The following is a 21501-nucleotide window of genomic DNA, read 5'->3' as shown; positions in this document are numbered from 1 at the left end:
GCGGCGGCTACGACTCTCCTTTGTCCTGCTCTCGCATGCGCCGGCGCGCTTCACTTGATCGTGTAGCCGCGACCCTCCATGCAGGCGGCGTAGGCGCGATTGAACGCATCCATCGCGCCCTGCGATTGCGCCTGTGCATTGGCCTGCGCATCACGCCGGTTCTGGCGCGCCCGCGCGCCGCCCACCATCGTGCCGCCGACCGCGCCGATCGCTGCGCCCTTGCCCGCATCGCCCGCAATCGCGCCGATCACCGCGCCGCCCGCCGCGCCGCGCGCAGCACCGCCAACGCGCTCGCCGCCGCCGACAGCCGGACCGGATGGCGGCGGCGCCGACGTCACCTTGGTGGGATCGACGCCCGTATTGCTTTTCGCCCAGCTGTAGCACGCGCCTTCGTCCTTTTGCTGCTGTTGCGCGCTCTGCCCCTTCGCGGGATAGGCGATCGGGCCCGCACTCGCCAGGCTCGCCGGCAACACACCCGCAGCGATCAGCACCTGAAGGCGACGCTTGATTGACATGCTCACGGTTCCTCCTTGGCGCTACGCCAGGTAGAACGAATCGTTCGCGCACGGAAGACGCACGCGCCGGCGGTGACGGGCGCAGGGATGCGCCGTGGGCGCCGGCCCGGCCGTCGTGCACGCCGTGCGATCCTTTCATCCACCGCACGCCTGATGTTCAGAATGTGTCTGCGGACGGTCCGGAGCAATCGGACCAAAGTCCTACTTCAGTCCTCGGTCATCGCCTCGATACGGCCCTCGCGGATCGCGTGAATGAACGCGCGATAATCTCGCCGGTTCTGCGCGCTGTATTCGGTTGCGAATTCGGTGACGGCGTCGTCGAAAGCCCCGCTCGAACCCATGTACCCGGCGATCATCGCGGCGTCGCCCGAACGCGCATGGGCCCGCGCAAGCGCATGCGCGCACATGCGGCCGTATTGACGCAGCATGCCCGCGTCGAGCGCCTCCATCACGACCGACATTTTCATGTCGCGCAGTTGCCGGATATAGAAGTCGCGCCCGTTCTTGCCGCGGCTCCAGCCGAGAAACACATCGCTTGCGGACTGCATGATGCGCTGGCCCGCAATCACGCGCTGGCCGTGGTTCGGATGCACGCTCTTTCCCGCATACGGTTCCAGAACCGACGCCCTTGCCTCCTTGACCTGCAGGAACAGCGGGTCGTTGTCGGAAGCGAGCAGCAGGCCCACGCTACACATCGTGCCGACACTGCCGAGGCCCACGACCTTGGCCGCGAGATCGACCAGATGAAACCGGTCGAATAGTGTGCGCACATGCTCGGCCAGAGACTCGCGGTAGGAGGCGATCGCCTCCGCATAGCCGGACTCGAGGCCCGGCGCCAGCTCGGAATCGGGATGAAAAATAAGCGGAGGCTCGTCCTTGATACGCGGCCGTCCGCCCTCCTCGGTCACGAGCTTCGGATAGAGAAAATCGGGCGCGGTCTTCTGGCGCTCCGCTTCGATACGCTGCGCAATGCGCTTGCGCGCGGTCTCGATGACATCGGGGTCACCTTGCCTGTCCTGATACTTCTGCAGATCGATGCGGTCGTACCAGACGTCCAGCACGCGCATATAGGCGTAGTCGTGCATACGCTCGCGGTATTGGCGCACGAGATCGGTCGTGAGACGCACGGTATCGCTATACGGCAGTTCGAGATGCTGGGCTGCAATCACGACGCTCGCGGCGAGGCGCTTCAGGTCCCATTCGAAGGGCGCAGGCAGCGTTTCGTCGAGATCGTTGACGTCGAAGATCACATGGCGCTCAGGCGTCGCAAAGCCGCCGAAGTTCATCAGATGCGCGTCGCCGCATGCCTGCACGCGCAGCCCGCTGGTGGGCGTCGTGGCAAGATCCGCCGCCATGATGGCGGCCCCGCCTCGATAGAAGGCAAACGGCGAGACCGACATCCGGCCAAAGCGGATGGGGATCAGTCGTGGCAAGCGGCCCGTGTTGGACTCCTCGAGCAACTCGATCACATCGCGGCGCTGCTCTGGAAGCTTCCATCCCGAGTGGGACGACCGCGATACCTGATCGCGAATGAGCCGACCTTGCGCCGCGCGCTCGTCCGGCGTGCTGTAGGGTACCGAAGCGGCCTTTGCATTGTGCGCGTGCTTGCGTGAAACAGCTTTGTCCATGACGTCTGCTCCTTTCCGGTTTCAGACTGATGCGCTCATGCTTTCGCCGTGCGCCGGAAGCTCGACATGAAAAGTCATGCCGCGATCGGCGTTGCGCTCGGCCCAGAGCTGGCCGCCGTGCGACATGACGATGATGCGGCTGATCGAGAGACCGATTCCCAGCCCCTCCGGCTTCGATGTCACAAACGGCTTGAACAGCGTGACGAACTGGCCGGCGTCGACACCACACCCTCCATCGCGAATGGCAATGCACACCCTGTCGCGCCGGGCCGTGGCCGTCACGACGATGCTGATGCGGCGATCTTCGGTAGCGCTGTCGTGCACGGCGTCCAGCGCATTCAGCAGCAGATTCACGAGAACCTGCTGCAACTGCACAGCGTCCCCACGCACCGGCGGCAAGTGATCCTCGATACGCGTGACAATCGCCGCGCGAAACACCTGAGTCTCGCGGCGCAGCACGCGCATCACGTCGTGCACGAGGCTGCCGACATCGATCACACTGGCTTCGGGCGGCTCGCATCGTGCCGATTGCCGCATCTTGCGGATGATCGCGTGCGCGCGTGTGCTGTCGGCGACGACTTCGGCGAGCAGGTCCTGCAGATCGCCGACCGCGGGCGGGGTCTGCGCGAGAAAGCGTTGTGCGGCCTGCGCGTTGCTGAGAATCGCCGTGAGCGGCTGACAGACCTCATGGGCAAGCGCAGCGGCCATGTCGCCGACCTCGGATGCCCTCTGCCGCCGCACGCGCCGCAATTCGCTCTCCGCGTCTGCCGGCGCAACGTCCGCTACGTCCGCAACGTCGATGAGCCGCGTTTCGCCCTCGCCGCCGCGTCCCTGGGCTGCGCCGGCCAGCAGCGGTGTAAATGCCCCGGTAAAACGCATGCGATGCGCCGTCACGCCCCTGATCCACGAGAAAGCGCGGGTCAAGGCCTGCGTTGCCATGAGGCGGTCGAGATGGAGCTTGCCGTCACCCTCGTTTTCCTTGATCACCGTTCCCTCCTGGGCTTCAGTTGGCCTGCCCTTGCCGCGTTATCGCTGCATTGACAGTAGCGAAGAAGCATTCATAGCGATTGACCTGGATCACACCCTCCCTGTCGCGTGATTTCTATCTGCGTTTCATGAATCGGCGCTGAATAGTCAGACCGTCTGTGCCGAAGCATTGGTTACGCGGCACCGCCCGACACCGAGGTCATCCCACCTCAGGCCAGCTCGTATTCGCGCATCATTTCGGCGATCACGGCCTTCAAAGGCGCCACGCAGTCCTGCGCGACGCCCTGGACGTCGTCGACGACCCAATTACAACCGCCGTTCTTCGCCGGATCGACCGCGCGCGGAATCGAAATAGTGCATTCGCGATAGCTGTCGCCAAGATCCGCGTTCTCCTGAACCCGGCGCAGAATTTCAGCCCGAATCTTGTCAGCACTACGTACGTTCTTGATCATCTCTGCCTCCATCGATCCATCATCCCGCCTACTACATCTCAGCGATCTCGAAACAATCATTTGGCGAAGCGGCGGCGAAGTGATTGACGCACGTCAATCGTTCCGGCGCACTACGGCAGTCGAATGGCATGAATCGTCGATATACCGGCTCTCCTGCCTCTCTGCGTCAGCGGAACCATCAATCACAGAGCACGCAAGGTTGCGCGGGTCGTGGCCGCCATCGAACACGTTGCAGACTTCGCCAAGGGGGCGATCAAATGATGCTCATCGCCGCATTCTTCGCGCTCGTCTTTGTCTACAGCCTCGTGTCCCGAAGGCTTGAGCGGACCGTTATCACCGCGCCCATCCTGTTCACGCTGCTCGGCGTGCTGATGTCGTTTTCGCACGAAGCGCTGACCGAACTCGCGATGGACCGTAAGGACCTGCTGGTGATCGCCGAACTGGGCCTCGTCATGACACTGTTCACGGATGCGGCCCGCGTGCGCCCGCGCATGCTCAAGGGCGACACCAATTTGCCCGTACGCCTGCTGACCGTGGGCATGCTGCTCACCATCGTGCTCGGCATGCTCGGCGCGGTGGTCGTCGTGCGATCGCTCACGTGGTGGGAAGCGGGCATTCTCGCCGCGATCCTGGCCCCGACCGACGCCGGTCTTGGGCAGGCGATCGTCAGCAGCCCGCGCGTGCCGCGGCGCATTCGCCAGGCGCTGAATGTCGAGGCGGGGCTGAACGACGGACTGTCGGTTCCGTTCCTGATGTTTTTCATCGCGTTGGCGCAGGCTCGCGAGACTGGCGCGGGCGGCTCGGTACTGGCCCGGTTCCTGATGGAACAGCTCGGCTACGGCACGCTAATCGGTGTTGGCATCGGGCTGATCGGCGGCTGGCTGCTCGGGCTCGCGCAACGCAAGGCGTGGATGGCCGTACCGCTCACGCAGCTCGGCGTCGTCGCCCTTCCCATAGCCTGCGTGCTCGCTTCCGAGGCGAGCGGCGCGAGCATGTTCATCGCGGCCTTCGTTGCCGGCCTCGCGACTCAGGCGGGTTTCAGCGAAGTCGGCAAGCACAGCGTCGAATTCACGGAAGATTGGGGGCAACTGTTGAATTATTTTGTCTTCTTCCTGTTCGGATTACTCATCACGCTTGTCTGGAAACAGTTCGATTTCGCGATCGTCGCGTATGCGCTGCTGAGTCTCACGCTGATCCGTATGATCCCCGTCGCGCTCGCACTGCGGGGCACGCACCTGAGCAAGCCCACCGTGCTTTTCATGGCCTGGTTCGGGCCGAAGGGGCTGGCGTCGATCGTGCTCGGCCTTGTCTATCTCGAAGGCGAAACGAACCTGCCCGGCGAGACAACGATCAAGCTGATCGTCATGGCGACGGTGCTCTTGAGTATCCTGGCTCACGGTATTTCCGCGCTGCCGGCCATCAACCGCTATACGCGAGCCATTGCGGCCCTCGGCGACGATGCGCCCGAACATGAGACCGTCGAGATGGACCGGGCAAGCGCCGGCACAAATTCGGCGTAAGGCGTCTGCGGGTTGCCGAGCATGAGTTGTTTTAATAGTCGTATCTGTCTGGCAATGAGTAGACGAAAGCGCGCGAGCGCGCTGAACGAGAATGGCAGAAACGGGCAGACCCGGTTATCGGCGAAAGTCATTGACACACAGGACTATTGCGCCCGCGTCCACGCCGTAGGCGAGCAGCTCGCGCTTCACGTCCAGCCATCAACTCGCGGCCGTCTGTCGAGCTACGCGCCGGTCCGGCAGTGAGCCGCCGCTTCACGCCTGGCCGGACGCGTAAGCATTGACTGCCGTTGCGAAGCTGCGGATCGCTTGCCCGAGGTCGTCGTTGGCGGCAACGGCCGGTTGCGCCGCCGATACCGGCCAGGTGGTGCGCGACGCCAGCGCCTGGAGCAACTGAGCCGTCATCGCCTCGTATCCGTCTGCTCTTTGCCGATCCAATGCGCTCGGCTCGCCTTCCCGCAGCACCTCAAGCACGGCGGCTGCGCCGCAGACCGAACGCAGCGCCACGATCACCTCCCGCAGACGTTCGAGCGATGCGGATCGCCAACGGCCCTCCAGCAGCATGCGTTCTCGCGCCGCTTCCAGCCGGGTGCTCGCAAGCCCCGCCTCGCGCTGCAATCGATCGAGCGTGGCTGCCGAACCGCTGCGTTGGCGCAGCGCTTCCGACGCAAACTTCATATTGGCCGAAATCGCCGCCGAAGTCGCCGCCGCCAGCGCGTCGCTCCCGCGCTCGGGCCACAAGAGAAAGCTGGCCGCCACGCCGACCACTGCGCCAATGACTTCATTGACAAAGCGAGCCGCAATCAAACCACCCGCCGGGTGAATGAAATCCGAAATCAGCATGAACATCGGGCAGAGAAAAACCACAAATAATCCATAGCTCACGAGTCTCGACGCAATGGCCGCGGCGGCCAGCGGCAAGATGGCGAAGACCATGGCGCCCGGCCCCGCCAGCGTTGCGAGCAGTCCGGCGGCGATCACGCCTCCGATGAGACTGCCACTCGCTCTCTCAAGCACGCGTAACCATGTATTCGCGGAAATCGGCTGTGTCACGATGATTGCCGCGAGCGCTCCCCAATAGGCGAGCGCGACGTTCAACCGCGTCCCGATTACGAAGGCGAGCACGGTAGCCACCGCCACCCTCAACGCATGGCGCCAGACCAGCGGAGCGATGCCGCGGCTGCCTTGCCCCGCAGCGGCAGCGGCTGCGGCTGCGGCTGCGGCCTCCACGGGCGCAGTCGCGCCATCGGCGAGGCGCACAATGGCGCTCATGGCGAAAGTCAGCGCGCGTGCCTCGCCGTCTTCCTGACCGGCACACTGGTGCAAAAGCGCTTTCGACTGCGCGACCACCGCCTCCGGCAAGGGGCGATCCAGCAGGGCATGCGCGCCCAGCGTCGCCAATAGCTGCTGCAATCCTTGCAACAACGACCGGGATCGCGCGTCCATCGGCACTTCGGACATCCGTCGAGCGTGGCCGAACGCAATCAACGCGGAAAAGATTCTGCCGGCGGCATCGATAAACGCCCCGAGCCGCGATCCGTTGCACGTGTCGAGCGCGGCCAACGCCCTGCCTCGCTCGATCGACATACGTACGCCGCGGCGATGCACCGTGTCGAATCCCTCCCAACCGGCGATTTCCGTTCCGGGAAGCGAGTTGCGCTCCTGCAGGAAACCGGCCATGACTTCCAGTCTTCCGAAGATCGTCGCGAGCGTGAGATTGCCGGATTGCCGGAATGGGATGGGCCAGAGGAAGACGCAGAACAGCATGGTCCAGAGGGAGCCGATCAGGAAGTATCCGCCCAGTTCGAGCGCGCCGGCCCAAGGCCGGGCAAGCGCGATGCCGATCACGACGGCAAGTGACGCAATCAGACCGGCCTGCGTGGGCATCGGCCCAAGCGAGGCGTTATAGGAGCGCGTCAGCCCGCACAGGAAGACCAGCGCGAACAACGTGGCGAGGCTCGCCGGATAACCCCAACTCGCCAGGTACGCAGCGAGCGGCAGGACAACCACGCCGAGAACCGTGAACGTGCCCATGGTTTTGAGGCGATCGGACTTCTCGCCCTGCGGATCGCACAGGCAGTTCCAGAACGCCGCCACCGCGCCGAGCGCAACCTCGGGACGCGCCAGCAGCAACGCGGCGATCAGCATCGGCGCCATCGCCACGGCGGCACGCACGCCTTCGGCCAGGCCGACTCGCTCGGGCGTGACCGCAAAAACATGACCTTCCGCTCTGAAGGTCCGTCGACTGACCGTCGACACAAGTCTGGCAAGGTTGTCCATAGTCCGCTTTCTGACACATTCTTCAGATGGATGCCTCGCCGGTCCCTGATGTCCGGAGCATTGCAAGGCACGGCCGGAAAGGATGGAGCGCCTCGGCGCGCTCAACCGGGTCGTTTGTCGAGACCGAGCTTCTCCATCGCTTCATGGGCGTCGATCACCATCGTCGCCACTTCTCCAATAGTCGCACGCAGGCGCGTTGCCCGCGAACGGATATGCTCGTACGCTTCGTTTTCGCTCAGCCGGTGCACATCGATCAGAATCCGCATGGCGCGTTCGATATGACGACGTGCCTTGATGGCGTCCTCGAGTTTGCCGATCTTGCTTTGCAGCCGCTGCTGGTAGCCCGAAGCCGCGCGCGCGAGCACAAGCGTGCTCAGAATGCCGGTCGAGCGATAAGGCTTGGTGATGACGCCGTGCGCCTGCGTATCGAGCAGCATCTTCAGCGCGGTCGGGTTTTCGTAATCGGAAAGCGCGATCAGCGTTGCCTGCGTGTCGGCGGCGCACCAGTTGCCCGTCCGGCGCGCGTCGGCGCCGACCAGGAAGAACACTACATCGGCGTCGGCCGGCAGTGGCGACGGAAACGGCCAGACCACGGTGACGAGACAACCGATGCGGCGCAACTGCTCGTCAAGCACGTTGCGGTCGTCGCCAGGCGGATGAATGACGAGCACGCGCAGCGTGCGCAAATCGTCGAACAGGCGGCGCGCCCACGTCGTCATGGTCGCCCTCCGTCCAGCCAGAACTCGCCGAAGCCGTAGGAGATCAGGTACGGGTCGGGTTTGATCGGCGCGCGCCCTTCCCAGACGATGTCGAACGCACCGTCAGGCCGGCACACCGCGATGCGCGGCGTCAGGATCGCATGATTGTTTTCGCGGTCGATCCGCAGCGCGCCTTCGGGCGAATCGAATTCGACTTCGTGCACGGCCTCCACGAGCTTCGCGGTGTCGAGCGACTTCGTACGCGCCAGCGCGAGCGCGAAGAGATGCACCTGGTTGTACGCCATCTCCGACCACATGCTGGCAGGCTGGTCGCCGAAACGCGCGCGCCACGACGCCAGAAAGCGCCGGTTGCCGTCGAGTTCGAGCGTGTTCAGATAACTGGCCGCGACAATATGGTGGCCGCACAGCTCGGGCCCGATCATCTGCGTTTCGCCCTCGGTCATCGTCAGGCTCGCGATCGGAATGCGCGCGGGGTCGATGCCGTGCTCGCGGTAAAGCTGATAGAACTTGCGCGCGCCGCGCCCGATCAGCGTCGAAAACACCACATCGGGCTGCGCCGTGCGAATCTGCCGTACGACTTCGTCGAGCGCGGCCGGTTCGGCGTCGCTCGGCAAATAGATTTCATCGACGATTTCGCCGCCGTGCTGCTCGACCATGTCGCGCATGATGCGGTTCGACTCGCGCGGATAGATGTAATCGGCGCCAACCAGAAAGAAGCGCCGGCCATGATTGCGAAGCAGATACGCGGCGAGCTGCATACTGTTCTGGTTAGGCACCGCGCCGGTGTAGATGACGTTCGGCGAATACTCGAAACCTTCGTAGATCGAGCAGTACCAGAGCAGCGCGTTGTAGCGTTCGATGAGCGGCAGCACCGCCTTGCGGCTCGACGAAGTCGACCCGCCGAAGATGACCGTCACGTCGTCGTCCTGGAGCAGCCGCGAAGCGAGACGATGATACTCGTCGGGATCGCTGCGCGGGTCGTAGACGACCGGATCGAGCAAGCGCCCGTCCACGCCGCCTGCCGCATTGATTTCCTCGATCGCGAGCACGGTGCCGAAAAAGTGCTCCGATTCGGTCGCCGACGTCACGCCCGTGCGCGAGTACAGCACGCCGACGCGCCAGCCGGCCTCCGTGACCGGCTGCCCCGGCGACTGCTGTGAACTGGACTGCATGACGCTTCTCTCCCGATTAGAGGCGGCCGGGCGCAACACCGCCCCGCCACATCAGAACACACCAAAACCTGCCTGAACATGCCTAGACGCGCAAATGCGCGAAGATCGCGGGGGCGGCGCGCTGCGCCTTTGCGTCCCCTTCCTCGATGATCGCCCCTTGCTTGAGCACGGCGTAGCGGTCGGCCACCGCCAGCGCGAACGGCACGTTCTGCTCGATCAGCAACAGCGTCGTGCCGCGCCGCTCGCGCTCCCAGTGCAGCGCCTGCGCGAGCCGGTCGATGACGGAAGGCTGAAGCCCCTCGGTGATTTCATCGAGCAGGATCATCGACGGCGCCATCATCAGCGCACGCGCGACCAGCAGCATTTTCTGCTCGCCGCCGGACAGCGTGCCCGCAACCTGCCGCAAGCGGTCCTTGAACACCGGAAACACGGGCTCGATCTGCGCGAAGCGCTCGTCGAACGTCGACGCCTGTTCGAGCCCGAGCCGCAGATTGTCGCGAATGCTCAGGTCATGAAACAGCGCGTGCTCCTGCGGCGCGTAAGCGACGCCCGCACGCGCGATCCGATGCGGCGCGAGCCGCGTCACGTCCGCGCCGCGCACGTGAATCGTGCCGCCGCGCGTGGGCAGATAGCCCATGATCGTCTTGAGCAGCGTGGTCTTGCCCATCCCGTTCTTGCCGAGCAGCGCGAGCGCTTCGCCCGCCGCGATGCGCAGCGACAGCTTGCGCAGCACGATGGAATTCCGGTAGCCGCTGGTAATCTCCCGAACGTCCAGCGCCATATCACTCATGCCGCTCATGCCGCCTCCTGCGCGCTGCCCGCGTAGATAGTCTTGACGAGATCCGAGTTCACCACTTCGTCGAAACTTCCCTGCATCACCATCTTGCCCTGATGCAGCACGACAATACGCGTGGCCACCTCGGCCACGAAATCGAGGTCATGCTCGACGAGCAGGCAGCAGAGCCCGTATCGATGGGCCAGCGCCGCCAGCACGCCGCCTATCTGGGTGCGCTCCACTTTCGTCAGACCTGCCGTGGGTTCGTCGAGCAGCACGATGCGCGGCTCCAGCGCGAGCACCATCGCCAGTTCGAGCGCCTGCTGTTCGCCGTGCGAAAGGTCCTTCGCGACGGCGTCGAGCTTGCGTTCCAGTTGCGTCGCGCGCATGACGTCGAGCGCATACGGCGGCAGCGCGAGCGTCGGCGAACGACGCACGAACGACGGACGCTCGACGAGCGTGCGCGCCACGCGCAGACACTCGGCAACGGTCAACGTTTCGAACACATTGGCATTCTGGAACTTGCGCCCGAGCCCAAGCTTCACGCAGCCTTCGGGCGCCAGCGTGCCGATGTCGCTGCCGCACAGCGCCACGCTGCCCGCGGAGCGTTCCGCCCCGTCGCTCATGCAACGCATCAGCGTAGTCTTGCCCGCGCCGTTCGGGCCGATCAGACCGACCAGTTCGCCGCCGTCGGCGACCAGGTCGATGCCCTGCAGCACTTTCAGCGAGCCGAAGTGACGTGCCACGCCGCGCATCTGCAGCGCGGGTTCGCCCGCTTGCGGCGCGTGAGCGTCGCGCGGTGCGCTTTCGGTCAGCGCGGGTGCGCGGGCGCCGGCCGCCGTGAATCGGCGCAACGGCTTGACGAGCAGCGGCACGAGACCTTGCGGCAAGAGCACGATCACGAGGACGAACGCCGCGCCCAGAATCAACTGCCAGGCGAACGGCATGCTGCTGCTCAAATAAGCGCTGGCGACGTTGATGAGCAGCGCGCCGATCACCGGCCCCCACAGCGTGCCGCGGCCGCCCAGCGCGACCCAGATGATGAATTGCGTGCCCAGCACGAAGCCCGACAGTTCGGGCGCAACCACCCCGCTGAACGCGCCGTATCCCAACCCGGCGAGCCCCGCGATCGCCGCCGTCACCGCCAGCAGCGCGATCTTGATGCGCGACGTGTTGATGCCGAGGTAGGCGCAACGCGATTCGTTATCGCGGATCGCGGCAAGCAGACGGCCGCCGTCGCTGCGCACGAAGCACCACGCGGCGGCGACCACCGCCAGCAGCGCCCCGCCCGCGATGCCATACCACGCGCCCAGCGAGAGGTCGAAGGTCTCGAAGCCGGTAAGACCGGAACTCGAACCGGTCCACGTGCCGCCCGAGAGCAGCAACTGGCTCAGCACGATCGGCAGCACGAGCGACATCACCGTGGCGAAGAACGGCGACGCACCCCGATAAAAGGACAGCCATCCGACCACGGCCGCGACGGCGACCGGCACGGCAATCGCCAAAACTGCGGCGAGCAGCGCGTGCAGCGGCGAAAATCCCGCATGCGTGAATACCAGCCCGGCCGCGTAGGCGCCGAGCCCGAAGAATGCCGACTGCCCGAACGTCAGATAGCCGGTGTAGCCCCACAACAGATCGACGGTGACGGCGACGGCTGCGAAGAAAAAGGCCTGAATCAGGATGTTGAGCAAATACGAGCCGAACAGGAATGGGCCGACGGCCAGCAGCACCAGCGCGCCGCCGAACACGATCGTGAGATCGCGCCATGACCGGCGGCGATGCGGCTGCGCCTCCTCGCTTGCGTGCGCATCGGCTTCGCGGTGATCACTGGACAACGAGGCGTCGAACTTAGCCATGGGCGAATCCTCGCGGACGGATACGCAGCGTCAGCGCCGCCAGCACCGCAATGGTCAGCCCGCCGAGCACCGGGCTCACGAACGTGCTGACGAGCACCTGGCAGGCCCCGAACACGATGCAGGTCACGAGCAGGCTGACCATCGAGTGGCCCGACACCATCACCAGCATGAAGGCGCTGACGATCCACGCCACGCCCATGTCCGGGTCCACGCTCGACAGCGGCGTGATCAGCGCACCGGCGAGCGCGCCGAGCGCCGCGCCCAGGCTGAACGTAATGAAACGGATGCGCCCCGAGTGAATGCCGAGCCCACGCGCGAGATCTTCATTCATGATCACCGCGCGCGTCTTCACGCCGAAACGCGTGCCCGAGAGCAGCAGCGTCAGCGCCGCGCAAAGCGCGAGCGCAACCGGTATCAGCAGCAGCCGGTACGCCGAATACTCCGTGCCCGCGATCGAGATTGCGCCATTGAGCGAGGTCGGCACGAACTTCACTTCGCGGCCGAACGCCATCACGATAATCTGGCCGATGACGATGCCGAGCCCCCATGTCGCCAGAATCGCGTCAAGCGGACGTTTGTAAAGCGGCCGTACGATGATCCACTCGACGACCATGCCGACCGCCGTGCCCACGACAATCGCGAGCGGCAAGCCGAACCACGGATCGAGCTTCAGTTGCGTGACCACGAAACTCGCGTAGCCGCCGAGCGTCAGCAGCGCGCCGTGGGCGAAATTCACGATTTTCATGACGCCGAAAATCACCATCAAACCCGCCGTCACGATGAACAGCATCGCTGCCGTCGTGCCGATGTCCAATGCCAAAGCCATGTCGCCTCCTGCTCGTGCGGCGCGCGCATCCACACGGAATGCGCGCGCCCGATACCGCGCCTGCGGTTACTTGAGATTCGGGCACTGCATGCCCGGGTCCACATCCTTGAACGTCTGCAACACCTTCACCGAGCCGTCGGGCTGAATCTGCCCGAGCCGCATCGCGAGCGGCACGTGGCGGCTGCGGTTCATCTGCACCGTGCCGCGCGGCCCGTCGAACGACACCTCGCCGAGCGCCTTGACGACTTTCGCGGGATCCGTCGAGCCGGCCTTTTCAACCGCCGCCTTGTAGAGAAAAAACGCCTCGTATTGCGGCTCCGACAACTCGTTCGGCGTCTTCGCATCCGCGCCGAACTTGCTGTCGAGCGCGGCCTTGAACTTCCTGTTCTGCGGCGTATCGATGCTGGTGAGATAGGACGCCGCCAGATAGACGCCGCTCGCGACATCGCCCATGCCTTTGGCCGTGCCCTCGTCGATCGCGAGGTTGCCGTACGGCAGCGTGAGGCCCGCGCTCTTCAACTGCTTGGCGAGCGCCACGTTCGGCGCGCCGCCGGCCGTCGCGCTGATCAACGCATCGGGCTTCGCCGCGCGGATCTTCGAGAGCACCGGCGTCCAGTCCGTGCCGTCTATCGGCAGATATTCCTCGCCGATCACCTTGCCGCCGTGCTGCTCGATGTACTGCTTCGTGAAGTCGAGCATGCCGCGCCCGAACGCATAATCGTTGCCGACAAGATAGAACGTCTTCGCGCCCTTCGTCTTGCTGAAGTAATCGACGATCGGCGCGACGACCTGCTCGGGCACCCAGCCGTTCACGTACATCCACGGGCTGCACGAGCGGCCCTCGTAGAACGAGGTGTAGATGAACGGCTTCTTGCCGCGCGCGACGATGGGCAGCGCGGCGTTACGTGCGGCGCTCGTTTCCATCGAGATGATCGCGTCCACGTTTTTCTGGAACACCAGCGTGTCGTAGGCCTTCTGCGCGCCGACCGCGCCGGACGCATCATCGGCGATTTCGAGCTCCACCGGCCGACCCAGAATGCCGCCGGCCGCGTTGATCTCGGCGACCGCGAGTTGCGACGACTGAACGACAGCCGGCGCGACCACGCTGTTGGCGCCCGACAGGCCGACCGCGACGCCGATCTTGATCGGCTCGGCCGCCGCCGCGCCCAGCCAGGCGCCGAAAGCCGCCGCCGCGACGGCGGCAGCGATGATGCGTTTGAACGACGTCATGATGCTTCCTCGTAGTTGTGGTGATGCGTGGAGGGTTCGTGATGCGGTCTTGCCGGTACGTCTTGTCGGTGGCGGCCTCGCCTGTCAAGCAGGGCCGCGCGCGGTCTTCGTGCCGAGCATCGCGTCGTACAGATCGACGCGCCGGTCGAGCAGGACGTGATTGCGCGGATTCAGCGTGCGTCCCGCGCGTGTGCGGGCGACGTCGATCGTGCCGTAGAGGATTTCCTCGCGATCGGCGCTGGCAGGCCCGGCGATCGGCCAGCCGTCGCCGCCCACGATCAGGCTCTGGCCGAGGAACGGTTGGCCACGCTCGGTGCCCACGCGATCCGCGCAGACGACCGCGAGGCCGTTGCTGTGCGCGGCGGCCATGGCCAGCGTCGTCGCCATGGCCGGACGGTCGTCGGGCTGTGAGGGCATCGGCACCCAGTTGGTCGGCACGCAGACAAGATCGGCGCCCTGCATCGCGGCAAGACGGAAGGTCTCCGGAAACCAGGCGTCGTAGCAGATCGCCATGGCGATCCGCCCAAGCGGCGTGGCAAATACCGGCACGCCCAGGTCGCCCGGCTCGAAGAAGCGCTTTTCCTCGTTCCAGAGATGCAGTTTTCGATAGACGCCGAGCGGCCCCGCCGGTCCTGTGAGCAACGCCGAGTTATAGAGCTTTTCACCAGCCCGCTCGGCGACGCCGCTAACGATATGGATTCCGAACTGTCTGGCGAGCGCATCGAAAGCCCGCGCCGCCTCGCCATCCGGCAACGGTTGCGAGAGCGCATACGCCTCCTCCCGGCTCTCGAACACATAACCGCTATTGGCTAGCTCCGGCAACACCACGAGCGCGGCGCCGTTGCGCGCGGCACTTTCGATAAGCATGCACGCGCGCTCGACGTTCTCGCGCGCGGCACCGACATGCGGCTCCATTTGCACGCACGCGACGACGAAACGGCCGGGTTGTTGATCTGCACTGACGTACGACTCCATCGTGTTGGATCTCCAGAAAACAAAAAAGCCCCCAAACCGGCGTCATACGACGCAAGTTCGGGGGCTACGTAGCCTTCCATATGTAGCGCGGCAACGCTGCCGCGGAAGCGCAAATCGAACGAAGTCGACCTCGCGCCTCAGTGGAAGCGAATGTAAAAAGCCAAATTGCCCATGTCAAGCAGATTTAGCGACGTTCGAACTCGTAAAGTTCGACGTGCGGGTGTCAGGCAAATGTATGCCGACGTGCGGCGGCAGAAGACGGTCGCCAGCCGATAAGTCCTCGTATGCCCGTCCTCGGCGATCTCGCGTGGCCATATCGAAGCGCCGACGCTTCGCGATGCCGAGGACCTGGCGGCACTTATCGCAGCCCTTACTGCGACTTCGTCAGATCCTGCCCAATTGCGGCGACAACGGCCTGCTCGCAATCCTTGAGGCCGGCGACCGACTGGTCGAACTGGTCGATCAACGTGCCGAAACCGCCGTAGTGATATTTTGTATCGGCTTCGAGTCAAGCAGACGAGCGCGGACAACGCCCCTCGGAATGCCCTGGTGGCCGCGATGACTATGAAGACGCCATTGCCTTCATCAGAGCAGGCCCATCGCCGATGCTTTTAGCGTGGCCGCCGCGCGCGTCGAACATTCGAGCTTACGGAAAATGCTTTCCACATGCGTACGCACCGTACTCGGACTCAACGTCAACTCACGCGCGGCTTCCTTGTTGCTCGACCCGAGAGAGATCGCACGCAGAACCTCGATTTCACGTACGGTCAAATGCACATTGTGCTGCGCGGCTTTCACCGGAATGATCGGGGATCTCGCGAACGCCTGCCCTTCGGCCAGCAGCGCATTGACGGCTTCGCTACACAGCCGGCCGTTGGCCACCTCGTTACGCAATTGTTGCGCGGCTTCATCGGCAGGCAATTCGGCACGCCATGGACGCCGCGAGCGCAACGCGACCCACGCCACCGAAGCCGCCAGCACGCGCGCCTCGAGCGTCAACGCGGCGCCGCTCAGACCGCGAAAATAGCCGGAGCCATCCAGCCGTTCGTACGCGTATGAAGCAAGCTCGGTCGCCTGTGCGAGCACGCCTGTTTGCTTGCCAGCCCGCGCAGTCCAGTACGGCACCAGCCGCACTTTTTCCCACGCGCTCGCGGGCAAAGACGTGTCCTGATTCCAGATGCTGTTCGGCACCGCGGCACGTCCAATGCCGTGCAGCAAACCAGCACGATAGACGCGTGATTGTGCCGCTTCGTCCTGGGCCAGCCGCTCGCAACACGCTGCCGCGGTTGCCGCAACCCGGCGCGAGAAGCCGGTCATCCACGGAAGTTTGAGATCCACGACGTCAGCAATCAACTCCGCCGACGAAGCTTGCTGCATGGCCGGCGTTGACAACGCACGATCGAAATCGACATCGCGCATTTTCTCGATTTCCTGCAGCCAGGCGGGCGCATTGGATACCGCGATATCGACAAGATGCGCCGGATAACGCGCGTCGGCGCGCTGCTTGATGAGTGCAATTGCACGCTCGACGCCGTACACGCGGCCGAACGCCTCCAGATCACCCGCGAGGGCGACCACGTAGACCGACATCGGCACCGCGTCACGCGCGACACCGTGGGGCGTGCCACTGCCGTCCCATGCTTCGAAGATGTGGCGCAGCGTGTTTTCGGTCGGTCCCGCGAGCCCGAGCAAACGCGCGACTTCGCCCGACACCTCGCAATGAATCCGCGCGAGCGGCATGAGCACCGCGGCGGCCCCCCCGAGCGCGCCGAGCGGTTCGATCCAGCCTGGCCGGTTTTCGACCATTTTCGCGCGGATCGCGATGTCGTCGCCGAACACCTCGGCGAATCCCGCCGCGTTACCCGTGCAGCCGGACCATCGCAGCAGCGACGCCTCGCGAACCGTTGCGTTTTCGTCCGCGTTCAGACCGGCTGCCTGCGCGAGACGCGCGGCAATCCAACCTGTACGCAACGAATGATCGGTTGGCTGCCCCATGCTCAGATCGCCAATGAAAGCGAGTGCCTTTACCGAATCAAATACTCGAATCGGCGTCTGGCTTTTCGGGTCAGCGGTCGTCATGGAGAAAAATAAACGCGAGTAAATGCATGTTGATCACTATATACGCAACAGATCTTGCTGGGCGAATCGGTCATTCGACCGATACCGCCGCCGCGACTTCGCCGCGATGATTTTCACCCGTCACGCCGTTTGCGACTTCCACGGCGGCCATCGCGAGCCAGCGGACACGCTTTTTTCATGCCGCCAGCGGCGACGCAATGTCGGAAATCGGGCGTTCCGGCGTTCTGGCATGCGGGCCCGCATAAAGGGAAAGGGAACGATCAACATGCAGGAAAGCGTGGAAAAAATCTGCATCCTCGACGGCGGGCTGACTCGAGTCGAGGACGGATCGATCTATTCGCCCGGCGTGAGCGTCGGTGTGCCAGCAACGCTCAGTTGCAATGCCTACCTGATTCGTCACAAAGCAAAATGGCTGCTCTGGGACACCGGCACGCCCGACGCTTTCTACGCCCATCCCGGCGGAAAAATCGTTGCTGACGGTATGCGCGCCATCGTGGTTCGTACGATCGCCGCCCAATTCGAAATGATTGGTCTCTCCCCTGACGACGTCGACATTATTATGTTTTGGCATGCGCACTATGATCATGTCGGCAATTCCAGGCTATTCAGAAACGCCAAATGGTTCGTTCAGCAGCACGAATACGAGGCGATGTTCGGCACACAAACGGACAGTTTCGGCTATCTGCCTGAGTTCTATTCGGCGATGCGCGACAACGAGGTCGAACTCCTGCAAGGAGATTGCGATTTGTTCGACGACGGGGCCATTCGCCTGATCCACACGCCCGGACTGACTCCTGGGCATTGCTCATTATTCGTTCGACTTCCTCGTACCGGCCCGGTCATTCTTGGTGGAGACGTCGCGCACAACTGCCTCGACCTCCAATATCGTCGAGTCCCTTCGTTCAGCACTGATCGTGAGGCTTCGGTCGCTTCGATGCGCAAGATCGAGGAATTGGCCCGCAAGGAAGGGGCCAGAATCTGGATCAATCACGACACGATGCAAAGCGCAACGTTGCCGCATGCTCCTGCCTGGATTTACTGAAAGCAAGATTGGAGGCGTGGCGATCCATCGGTCATTCGACCGATAACGGTCTGCGTCCCCGGATGCGATAGTTCCAGGCGCCCGTTCCCCATTCTATTTCGTCGACAGCGAGGTTGTCTCGATGCATGCACCAATCCATCCCGCGTGGGTCCGCATTTTCCACTGGGTCAACGCTGTCGCCGTCATCGTCATGTGTTTGAGTGGCTGGCAAGTGTATGAGGCTTCGCCCATTTTCAGCGCCATTCGATTTCCCGTCTCCATCACGTTGGGTGGATGGCTGGGCGGAGCATTGCTCTGGCATTTCGCGTTCATGTGGATACTGGTCGCGAATTTCGGCGCTTATCTCGTCGCGAATCTCAGCACAGGACGCCTGCGTGAAAAATTCTTGCCGCTCAGTCTTCGTGCAGTAGTCACCGACCTCGTTGCGGCACTGCGCGGCAAGCTCAGTCACGGCGATCCCGGCCAATACAACGCCGTGCAGAAGTTGGCTTATCTCGTCGTGATTGCTGACATCGTGCTGGTGGTGTTGTCAGGTCTGGCTGTCTGGAAGCCGGTGCAGTTGCCGCTTCTGTGTGCGTCGATGGGCGGTTTCGATCAGGCACGCGTCGTCCACTTCTTCGCAATGAGTGTTCTGGTCGGCTTCTTCGCCATCCATGTCGCAATGGTCGCGCTGGTTCCGCGGTCTTTGCTCACCATGATCCGGGGACGCTAACCATGACTTCGCGGAAAACCGTACGGCAGCTCGACGGCGCATCGATCATCAAAGACGCGCGAAAAGCACTCCCGTCGTCTTCACGACGCCTGTTTGGCAAACGCATTCTGACTTTGGGCGGACTCGCTTTATTGTCGGGTTGCGATCTGAAGAGCGAAGAATCAGTCAATACCCTGCTGCGCAGAATGTCTTCATTCAACGATCGCGTACAAGCCGTCATGTTCAATCCGAACACACTGGCCCCGACGTATCCGGAATCGATGATTACGCGGCCATTTCCGTTCAATGCTTACTATGACATCGACGAAGTTCCGGAGGTCGACAGGCAGACTTATCGGCTTGAAGTCAGCGGTCTCGCGAAAGGAAAACGCATCTGGTCGCTTGACGAATTACACGCGATGCCGCAGCAGAGCCAGATTACGCGGCATATCTGCATTGAAGGCTGGAGCGCGATAGGTCAATGGGGCGGCGTGCGGTTCTCCGATTTTCTCTTGCGCGCCGGCGTGGATACGACCGCGAAATATGTCGCCCTGCACTGCGCCGATAACTACTGGACCAGCATCGATATGCCAACGGCGCTGCATCCCCAGACGCTCCTTACGCTGACTTACGGCGGCGCCACACTCCCCGCAAAGTATGGTTTCCCGTTGAAGCTTCGCATTCCCACGAAGCTCGGCTACAAGAACCCCAAACACATCGTCGCCATTACCGTCGGCAACGAATTTCCCGGTGGCTATTGGGAAAACCAGGGCTACAACTGGTTCGGTGGATCCTGAACGCCCATTAGCCGATTTCTTCTCAACCCAACCCGCTCTCGGAGCAACTATGCCCACTCATTTCAAAATTGCCTTTTGCTTTGTAGCATTCACGCTCGCCGGCGCGGCATTCGCGGGCACGCCTGCCGATAAGCCTGAACGCATTCGCGGCGAGATCGTGTCGTTCGCCGGCAACGCGCTCAAAGTGCATCGGCGCAGTGGAGACACCGTAACCATCGATATGCAGCAGTCGGCCGGTGTCAACGCCGTGAAGGCGATCCAGCTTGCCGACATCAAACCCGGCTCTTATGTCGGCGCGGCCGCGATTCCCGGCCCCGACGGCAAACTGACGGCCAGGGAAGTACTGGTCTTCCCTGAAGCGGCGCGCGGAACGGGCGAAGGCCACTACGCGTGGGACCTCGGTGCGAACAGCACCATGACGAATGCCAACGTGGACACCGTGGTGCAAAGCACCAGCGGCCGCGATCTCACACTCTCATACAAAGGCGGATCCAACACCATCAACGTGCCCGCCAACGTGCCGGTCGTCACGCTGATCCCGGCAACGCGCGCGGAATTGATCGCTGGCAAAAAGGTCTTTGTCGTGGCGATTCCGAAGACGTCCAGCACGTTTGACGGCAAGCTTGTCGTGGTCGAAAAGGATGGCGTCGCCCCGCCGATGTAATACGGCATGAATTGCGCCGTGATTCTGGCAGCAGATCACGGCCGCACTGCCTCCTGCGGGCCAATTCGCTTTCATTGACGACTCGGTGAATCCGAATATCGCGCCATTCAAGGGCAAATCCATTTCGCCCGAACAGGAGCTGATGACTCGCCCGCGCGCGATCGCCTGCAATGTCCGCACACATTACGTGTGAAGAGTCGATGACCGGGGAAGCCATGTTGTGCCGGAATTCCCGATCATCGAGCGAGGCGTCGACCGATCGATGCTTCGGTCTTTACGTCGATCGGTTCGTCGTGACGTGCTCCCCGTTAGCGATCCTTTCGGCGAGGCGGATCACCCGGGCGCGGTAAGCGAAGCCTCACGGTCTCGATGTCCGACCCGCCTCATCCGCACGCCGCGCAAGATGATCGACAACGCGCTGGGCAGCGGGCTGCAACTGGTCGAAGCTTCTGAAGCACACCACGAAGCGACGTTCCGCCCACGCATCGACGAGCGGAATCGTCTTCACCTTGAACACCCTGGTGTACGTCGTCGCCACTTCTTCCGGGACCACGCTGATACCGAGTCCCGCCGCCACAACCCGGAATCCCGCATCGAAACTCGACACGATCACGCGATACATCAGCGCCGCGCCTTCGCTCGCCGCCGCGCGTTGAAGCATGGCATGCACGGCGGTGGTCGGCGGCAGCCCCACATGCTCATACGCGAAAGTTTCCCGAAACGCGATCGAGCGTTTGCCCGCCAGCGGATGGTCGGGATGCACGGCCAGCGCGAGACGATCGCGACGGTAAGCGCGATGCTGCAATCCCTGCAGATCGACGTTGTCCCAGCACACGCCGATGCTGGCGACGCCTTCGCGCAACTGGCGCACGAGTTCGTGCGACTGCCGCTCCTCAACGTCCACGCGGATATTCGCATTGGCCGGCTCGCGCATGAACGACGCGACATCGTCGAGCAGCGTTTCCGCGATCGCCGACGCCGACGCGCAAATGCTTACGCGACCGCGCAAACCACCGCCAAACGCCGCGATGTCGCTGCCAATCCGCTCGACGGTGAACAACACCGTGCGCGCGTGTTCGAGCAGCGCGAGGCCCGCGCCGGTCGGCGACACGCCGCGCCGCGAACGGTCGAGCAGCGGCACGCCGAGGTCCGCTTCGAGTTGCGCGATCCGCTTGCTGATCGCCGACGGCTCGATATGCGCCTCCTCGGCGGCCCGCGCGATGTTGTGATGATCGCAAACGGCCACGAAGAGCCGCAGGGTTTTCAGGTCGAGATCGCGCAAGGTGTTTGTCTCCT

Annotated in this window: 19 protein-coding genes; 5 read left to right on the top strand and 14 right to left on the bottom strand. The window is 63.5% G+C overall.

From position 1 onward, the window contains the following. Positions 1–50: 50 nt before the first annotated feature. The 4 genes from BMY06_RS12965 to BMY06_RS12950 form a co-directional block, all read right to left on the bottom strand. Positions 51–515: a glycine zipper domain-containing protein gene (locus BMY06_RS12965; RefSeq protein ID WP_065062427.1), complete on the bottom strand. Its 465-nt coding sequence runs from the start codon at positions 513–515 to the stop codon at positions 51–53. Positions 516–721: 206 nt separating this feature from the next. Beyond that, positions 722–2143, bottom strand: a complete 1422-nt coding sequence (locus BMY06_RS12960) for a DUF2252 domain-containing protein (protein WP_065062429.1) — start codon at positions 2141–2143, stop codon at positions 722–724. Between the two features lie 21 nt (positions 2144–2164). Then, on the bottom strand, positions 2165–3130 hold the full coding sequence (locus BMY06_RS12955) for a sensor histidine kinase (RefSeq protein ID WP_074983539.1): 966 nt from the start codon (positions 3128–3130) through the stop codon (positions 2165–2167). A 209-nt stretch (positions 3131–3339) separates the two neighbouring features. Continuing rightward, on the bottom strand, positions 3340–3594 hold the full coding sequence (locus BMY06_RS12950) for a hypothetical protein (protein ID WP_244144376.1): 255 nt from the start codon (positions 3592–3594) through the stop codon (positions 3340–3342). A gap of 245 nt (positions 3595–3839) precedes the next feature. Here BMY06_RS12950 and BMY06_RS12945 point away from each other — a divergent pair, with 245 nt between their 5' ends. Continuing rightward, positions 3840–5102 carry a cation:proton antiporter gene (locus BMY06_RS12945; protein WP_074983537.1) on the top strand — a complete coding sequence of 421 codons (1263 nt, stop codon included), beginning with the start codon at positions 3840–3842 and terminating at the stop codon, positions 5100–5102. 252 nt (positions 5103–5354) lie between these two features. Here the strand turns inward: BMY06_RS12945 and BMY06_RS12940 are convergent, their stop codons facing one another. The 9 genes from BMY06_RS12940 to BMY06_RS12900 all read right to left on the bottom strand — a co-directional run bounded on the left by BMY06_RS12940 (position 5355) and on the right by BMY06_RS12900 (position 17011). Continuing rightward, on the bottom strand, positions 5355–7379 hold the full coding sequence (locus BMY06_RS12940) for an FUSC family protein (RefSeq protein WP_080180516.1): 2025 nt from the start codon (positions 7377–7379) through the stop codon (positions 5355–5357). Positions 7380–7480: 101 nt separating this feature from the next. Then, entirely contained in the window at positions 7481–8098 is a 618-nt protein-coding gene (locus BMY06_RS12935; protein ID WP_074983534.1) for an ANTAR domain-containing response regulator, read from the bottom strand. Then, positions 8095–9270 carry a transporter substrate-binding domain-containing protein gene (locus BMY06_RS12930; protein WP_074983532.1) on the bottom strand — a complete coding sequence of 392 codons (1176 nt, stop codon included), beginning with the start codon at positions 9268–9270 and terminating at the stop codon, positions 8095–8097. Before BMY06_RS12930 ends, BMY06_RS12935 begins: the two co-directional genes overlap by 4 nt. An 82-nt stretch (positions 9271–9352) precedes the next feature. Beyond that, entirely contained in the window at positions 9353–10060 is a 708-nt protein-coding gene (locus tag BMY06_RS12925) for a branched-chain amino acid ABC transporter ATP-binding protein (protein WP_074983764.1), read from the bottom strand. A gap of 5 nt (positions 10061–10065) precedes the next feature. Beyond that, entirely contained in the window at positions 10066–11901 is a 1836-nt protein-coding gene (locus tag BMY06_RS12920) for an ABC transporter permease subunit (protein ID WP_074983530.1), read from the bottom strand. Then, positions 11894–12727, bottom strand: coding sequence for a branched-chain amino acid ABC transporter permease (locus BMY06_RS12915; protein ID WP_065062444.1), 834 nt, complete (start codon positions 12725–12727; stop codon positions 11894–11896). The genes BMY06_RS12920 and BMY06_RS12915 overlap by 8 nt, the downstream gene beginning before the upstream one ends. 66 nt (positions 12728–12793) lie before the next feature. Beyond that, positions 12794–13957 (bottom strand): substrate-binding protein, encoded by a 1164-nt coding sequence (locus tag BMY06_RS12910; protein ID WP_074983528.1) that lies wholly within the window; start codon positions 13955–13957, stop codon positions 12794–12796. Positions 13958–14041: 84 nt separating this feature from the next. Continuing rightward, positions 14042–14932 (bottom strand): nitrilase family protein, encoded by an 891-nt coding sequence (locus BMY06_RS12905; protein ID WP_074983526.1) that lies wholly within the window; start codon positions 14930–14932, stop codon positions 14042–14044. A 585-nt stretch (positions 14933–15517) separates the two neighbouring features. Continuing rightward, entirely contained in the window at positions 15518–17011 is a 1494-nt protein-coding gene (locus BMY06_RS12900; protein ID WP_074983525.1) for an HD domain-containing phosphohydrolase, read from the bottom strand. A gap of 22 nt (positions 17012–17033) precedes the next feature. Between BMY06_RS12900 and BMY06_RS12895 the strand changes: the two genes are divergently transcribed. From BMY06_RS12895 to BMY06_RS12880, 4 genes are all read left to right on the top strand, one after another. Then, the gene (locus BMY06_RS12895; RefSeq protein WP_244144377.1) at positions 17034–18053 is read left to right on the top strand and encodes an N-acyl homoserine lactonase family protein; all 1020 of its coding nucleotides are present in this window, start codon (positions 17034–17036) and stop codon (positions 18051–18053) included. Between the two features lie 121 nt (positions 18054–18174). Beyond that, complete coding sequence (locus tag BMY06_RS12890) at positions 18175–18765, top strand: cytochrome b/b6 domain-containing protein (protein WP_074983521.1); 591 nt, start codon at positions 18175–18177, stop codon at positions 18763–18765. Positions 18766–18767: 2 nt separating this feature from the next. Further along, complete coding sequence (locus tag BMY06_RS12885) at positions 18768–19541, top strand: molybdopterin-dependent oxidoreductase (RefSeq protein WP_065062453.1); 774 nt, start codon at positions 18768–18770, stop codon at positions 19539–19541. 49 nt (positions 19542–19590) lie between these two features. Beyond that, positions 19591–20205 (top strand): hypothetical protein, encoded by a 615-nt coding sequence (locus tag BMY06_RS12880; protein ID WP_065062455.1) that lies wholly within the window; start codon positions 19591–19593, stop codon positions 20203–20205. A gap of 358 nt (positions 20206–20563) precedes the next feature. Here BMY06_RS12880 and BMY06_RS12875 read toward each other — a convergent pair whose 3' ends face one another. Continuing rightward, positions 20564–21487, bottom strand: coding sequence for a LysR family transcriptional regulator (locus BMY06_RS12875; RefSeq protein ID WP_074983519.1), 924 nt, complete (start codon positions 21485–21487; stop codon positions 20564–20566). Positions 21488–21501: the final 14 nt, after the last annotated feature.

Source organism: Paraburkholderia tropica (assembly GCF_900109265.1).
In the GTDB taxonomy this organism is placed as follows: Bacteria; Pseudomonadota; Gammaproteobacteria; order Burkholderiales; family Burkholderiaceae; genus Paraburkholderia; species Paraburkholderia tropica.
This window is presented reverse-complemented; position numbering and strand designations above follow the sequence as displayed.

Coding starts and splice junctions, on each gene's coding strand:
- BMY06_RS12965 (WP_065062427.1), bottom strand. CDS start 515: ATGTCAATCAAGCGTCGCCTTCAGGTGCTGATCGCTGCGGGTGTGTTG.
- BMY06_RS12960 (WP_065062429.1), bottom strand. CDS start 2,143: ATGGACAAAGCTGTTTCACGCAAGCACGCGCACAATGCAAAGGCCGCT.
- BMY06_RS12950 (WP_244144376.1), bottom strand. CDS start 3,594: ATGGAGGCAGAGATGATCAAGAACGTACGTAGTGCTGACAAGATTCGG.
- BMY06_RS12945 (WP_074983537.1), top strand. CDS start 3,840: ATGATGCTCATCGCCGCATTCTTCGCGCTCGTCTTTGTCTACAGCCTC.
- BMY06_RS12940 (WP_080180516.1), bottom strand. CDS start 7,379: ATGGACAACCTTGCCAGACTTGTGTCGACGGTCAGTCGACGGACCTTC.
- BMY06_RS12935 (WP_074983534.1), bottom strand. CDS start 8,098: ATGACGACGTGGGCGCGCCGCCTGTTCGACGATTTGCGCACGCTGCGC.
- BMY06_RS12930 (WP_074983532.1), bottom strand. CDS start 9,270: ATGCAGTCCAGTTCACAGCAGTCGCCGGGGCAGCCGGTCACGGAGGCC.
- BMY06_RS12925 (WP_074983764.1), bottom strand. CDS start 10,060: ATGAGTGATATGGCGCTGGACGTTCGGGAGATTACCAGCGGCTACCGG.
- BMY06_RS12920 (WP_074983530.1), bottom strand. CDS start 11,901: ATGGCTAAGTTCGACGCCTCGTTGTCCAGTGATCACCGCGAAGCCGAT.
- BMY06_RS12915 (WP_065062444.1), bottom strand. CDS start 12,727: ATGGCTTTGGCATTGGACATCGGCACGACGGCAGCGATGCTGTTCATC.
- BMY06_RS12910 (WP_074983528.1), bottom strand. CDS start 13,957: ATGACGTCGTTCAAACGCATCATCGCTGCCGCCGTCGCGGCGGCGGCT.
- BMY06_RS12905 (WP_074983526.1), bottom strand. CDS start 14,932: ATGGAGTCGTACGTCAGTGCAGATCAACAACCCGGCCGTTTCGTCGTC.
- BMY06_RS12900 (WP_074983525.1), bottom strand. CDS start 17,011: ATGACGACCGCTGACCCGAAAAGCCAGACGCCGATTCGAGTATTTGAT.
- BMY06_RS12895 (WP_244144377.1), top strand. CDS start 17,034: ATGCATGTTGATCACTATATACGCAACAGATCTTGCTGGGCGAATCGG.
- BMY06_RS12890 (WP_074983521.1), top strand. CDS start 18,175: ATGCATGCACCAATCCATCCCGCGTGGGTCCGCATTTTCCACTGGGTC.
- BMY06_RS12885 (WP_065062453.1), top strand. CDS start 18,768: ATGACTTCGCGGAAAACCGTACGGCAGCTCGACGGCGCATCGATCATC.
- BMY06_RS12880 (WP_065062455.1), top strand. CDS start 19,591: ATGCCCACTCATTTCAAAATTGCCTTTTGCTTTGTAGCATTCACGCTC.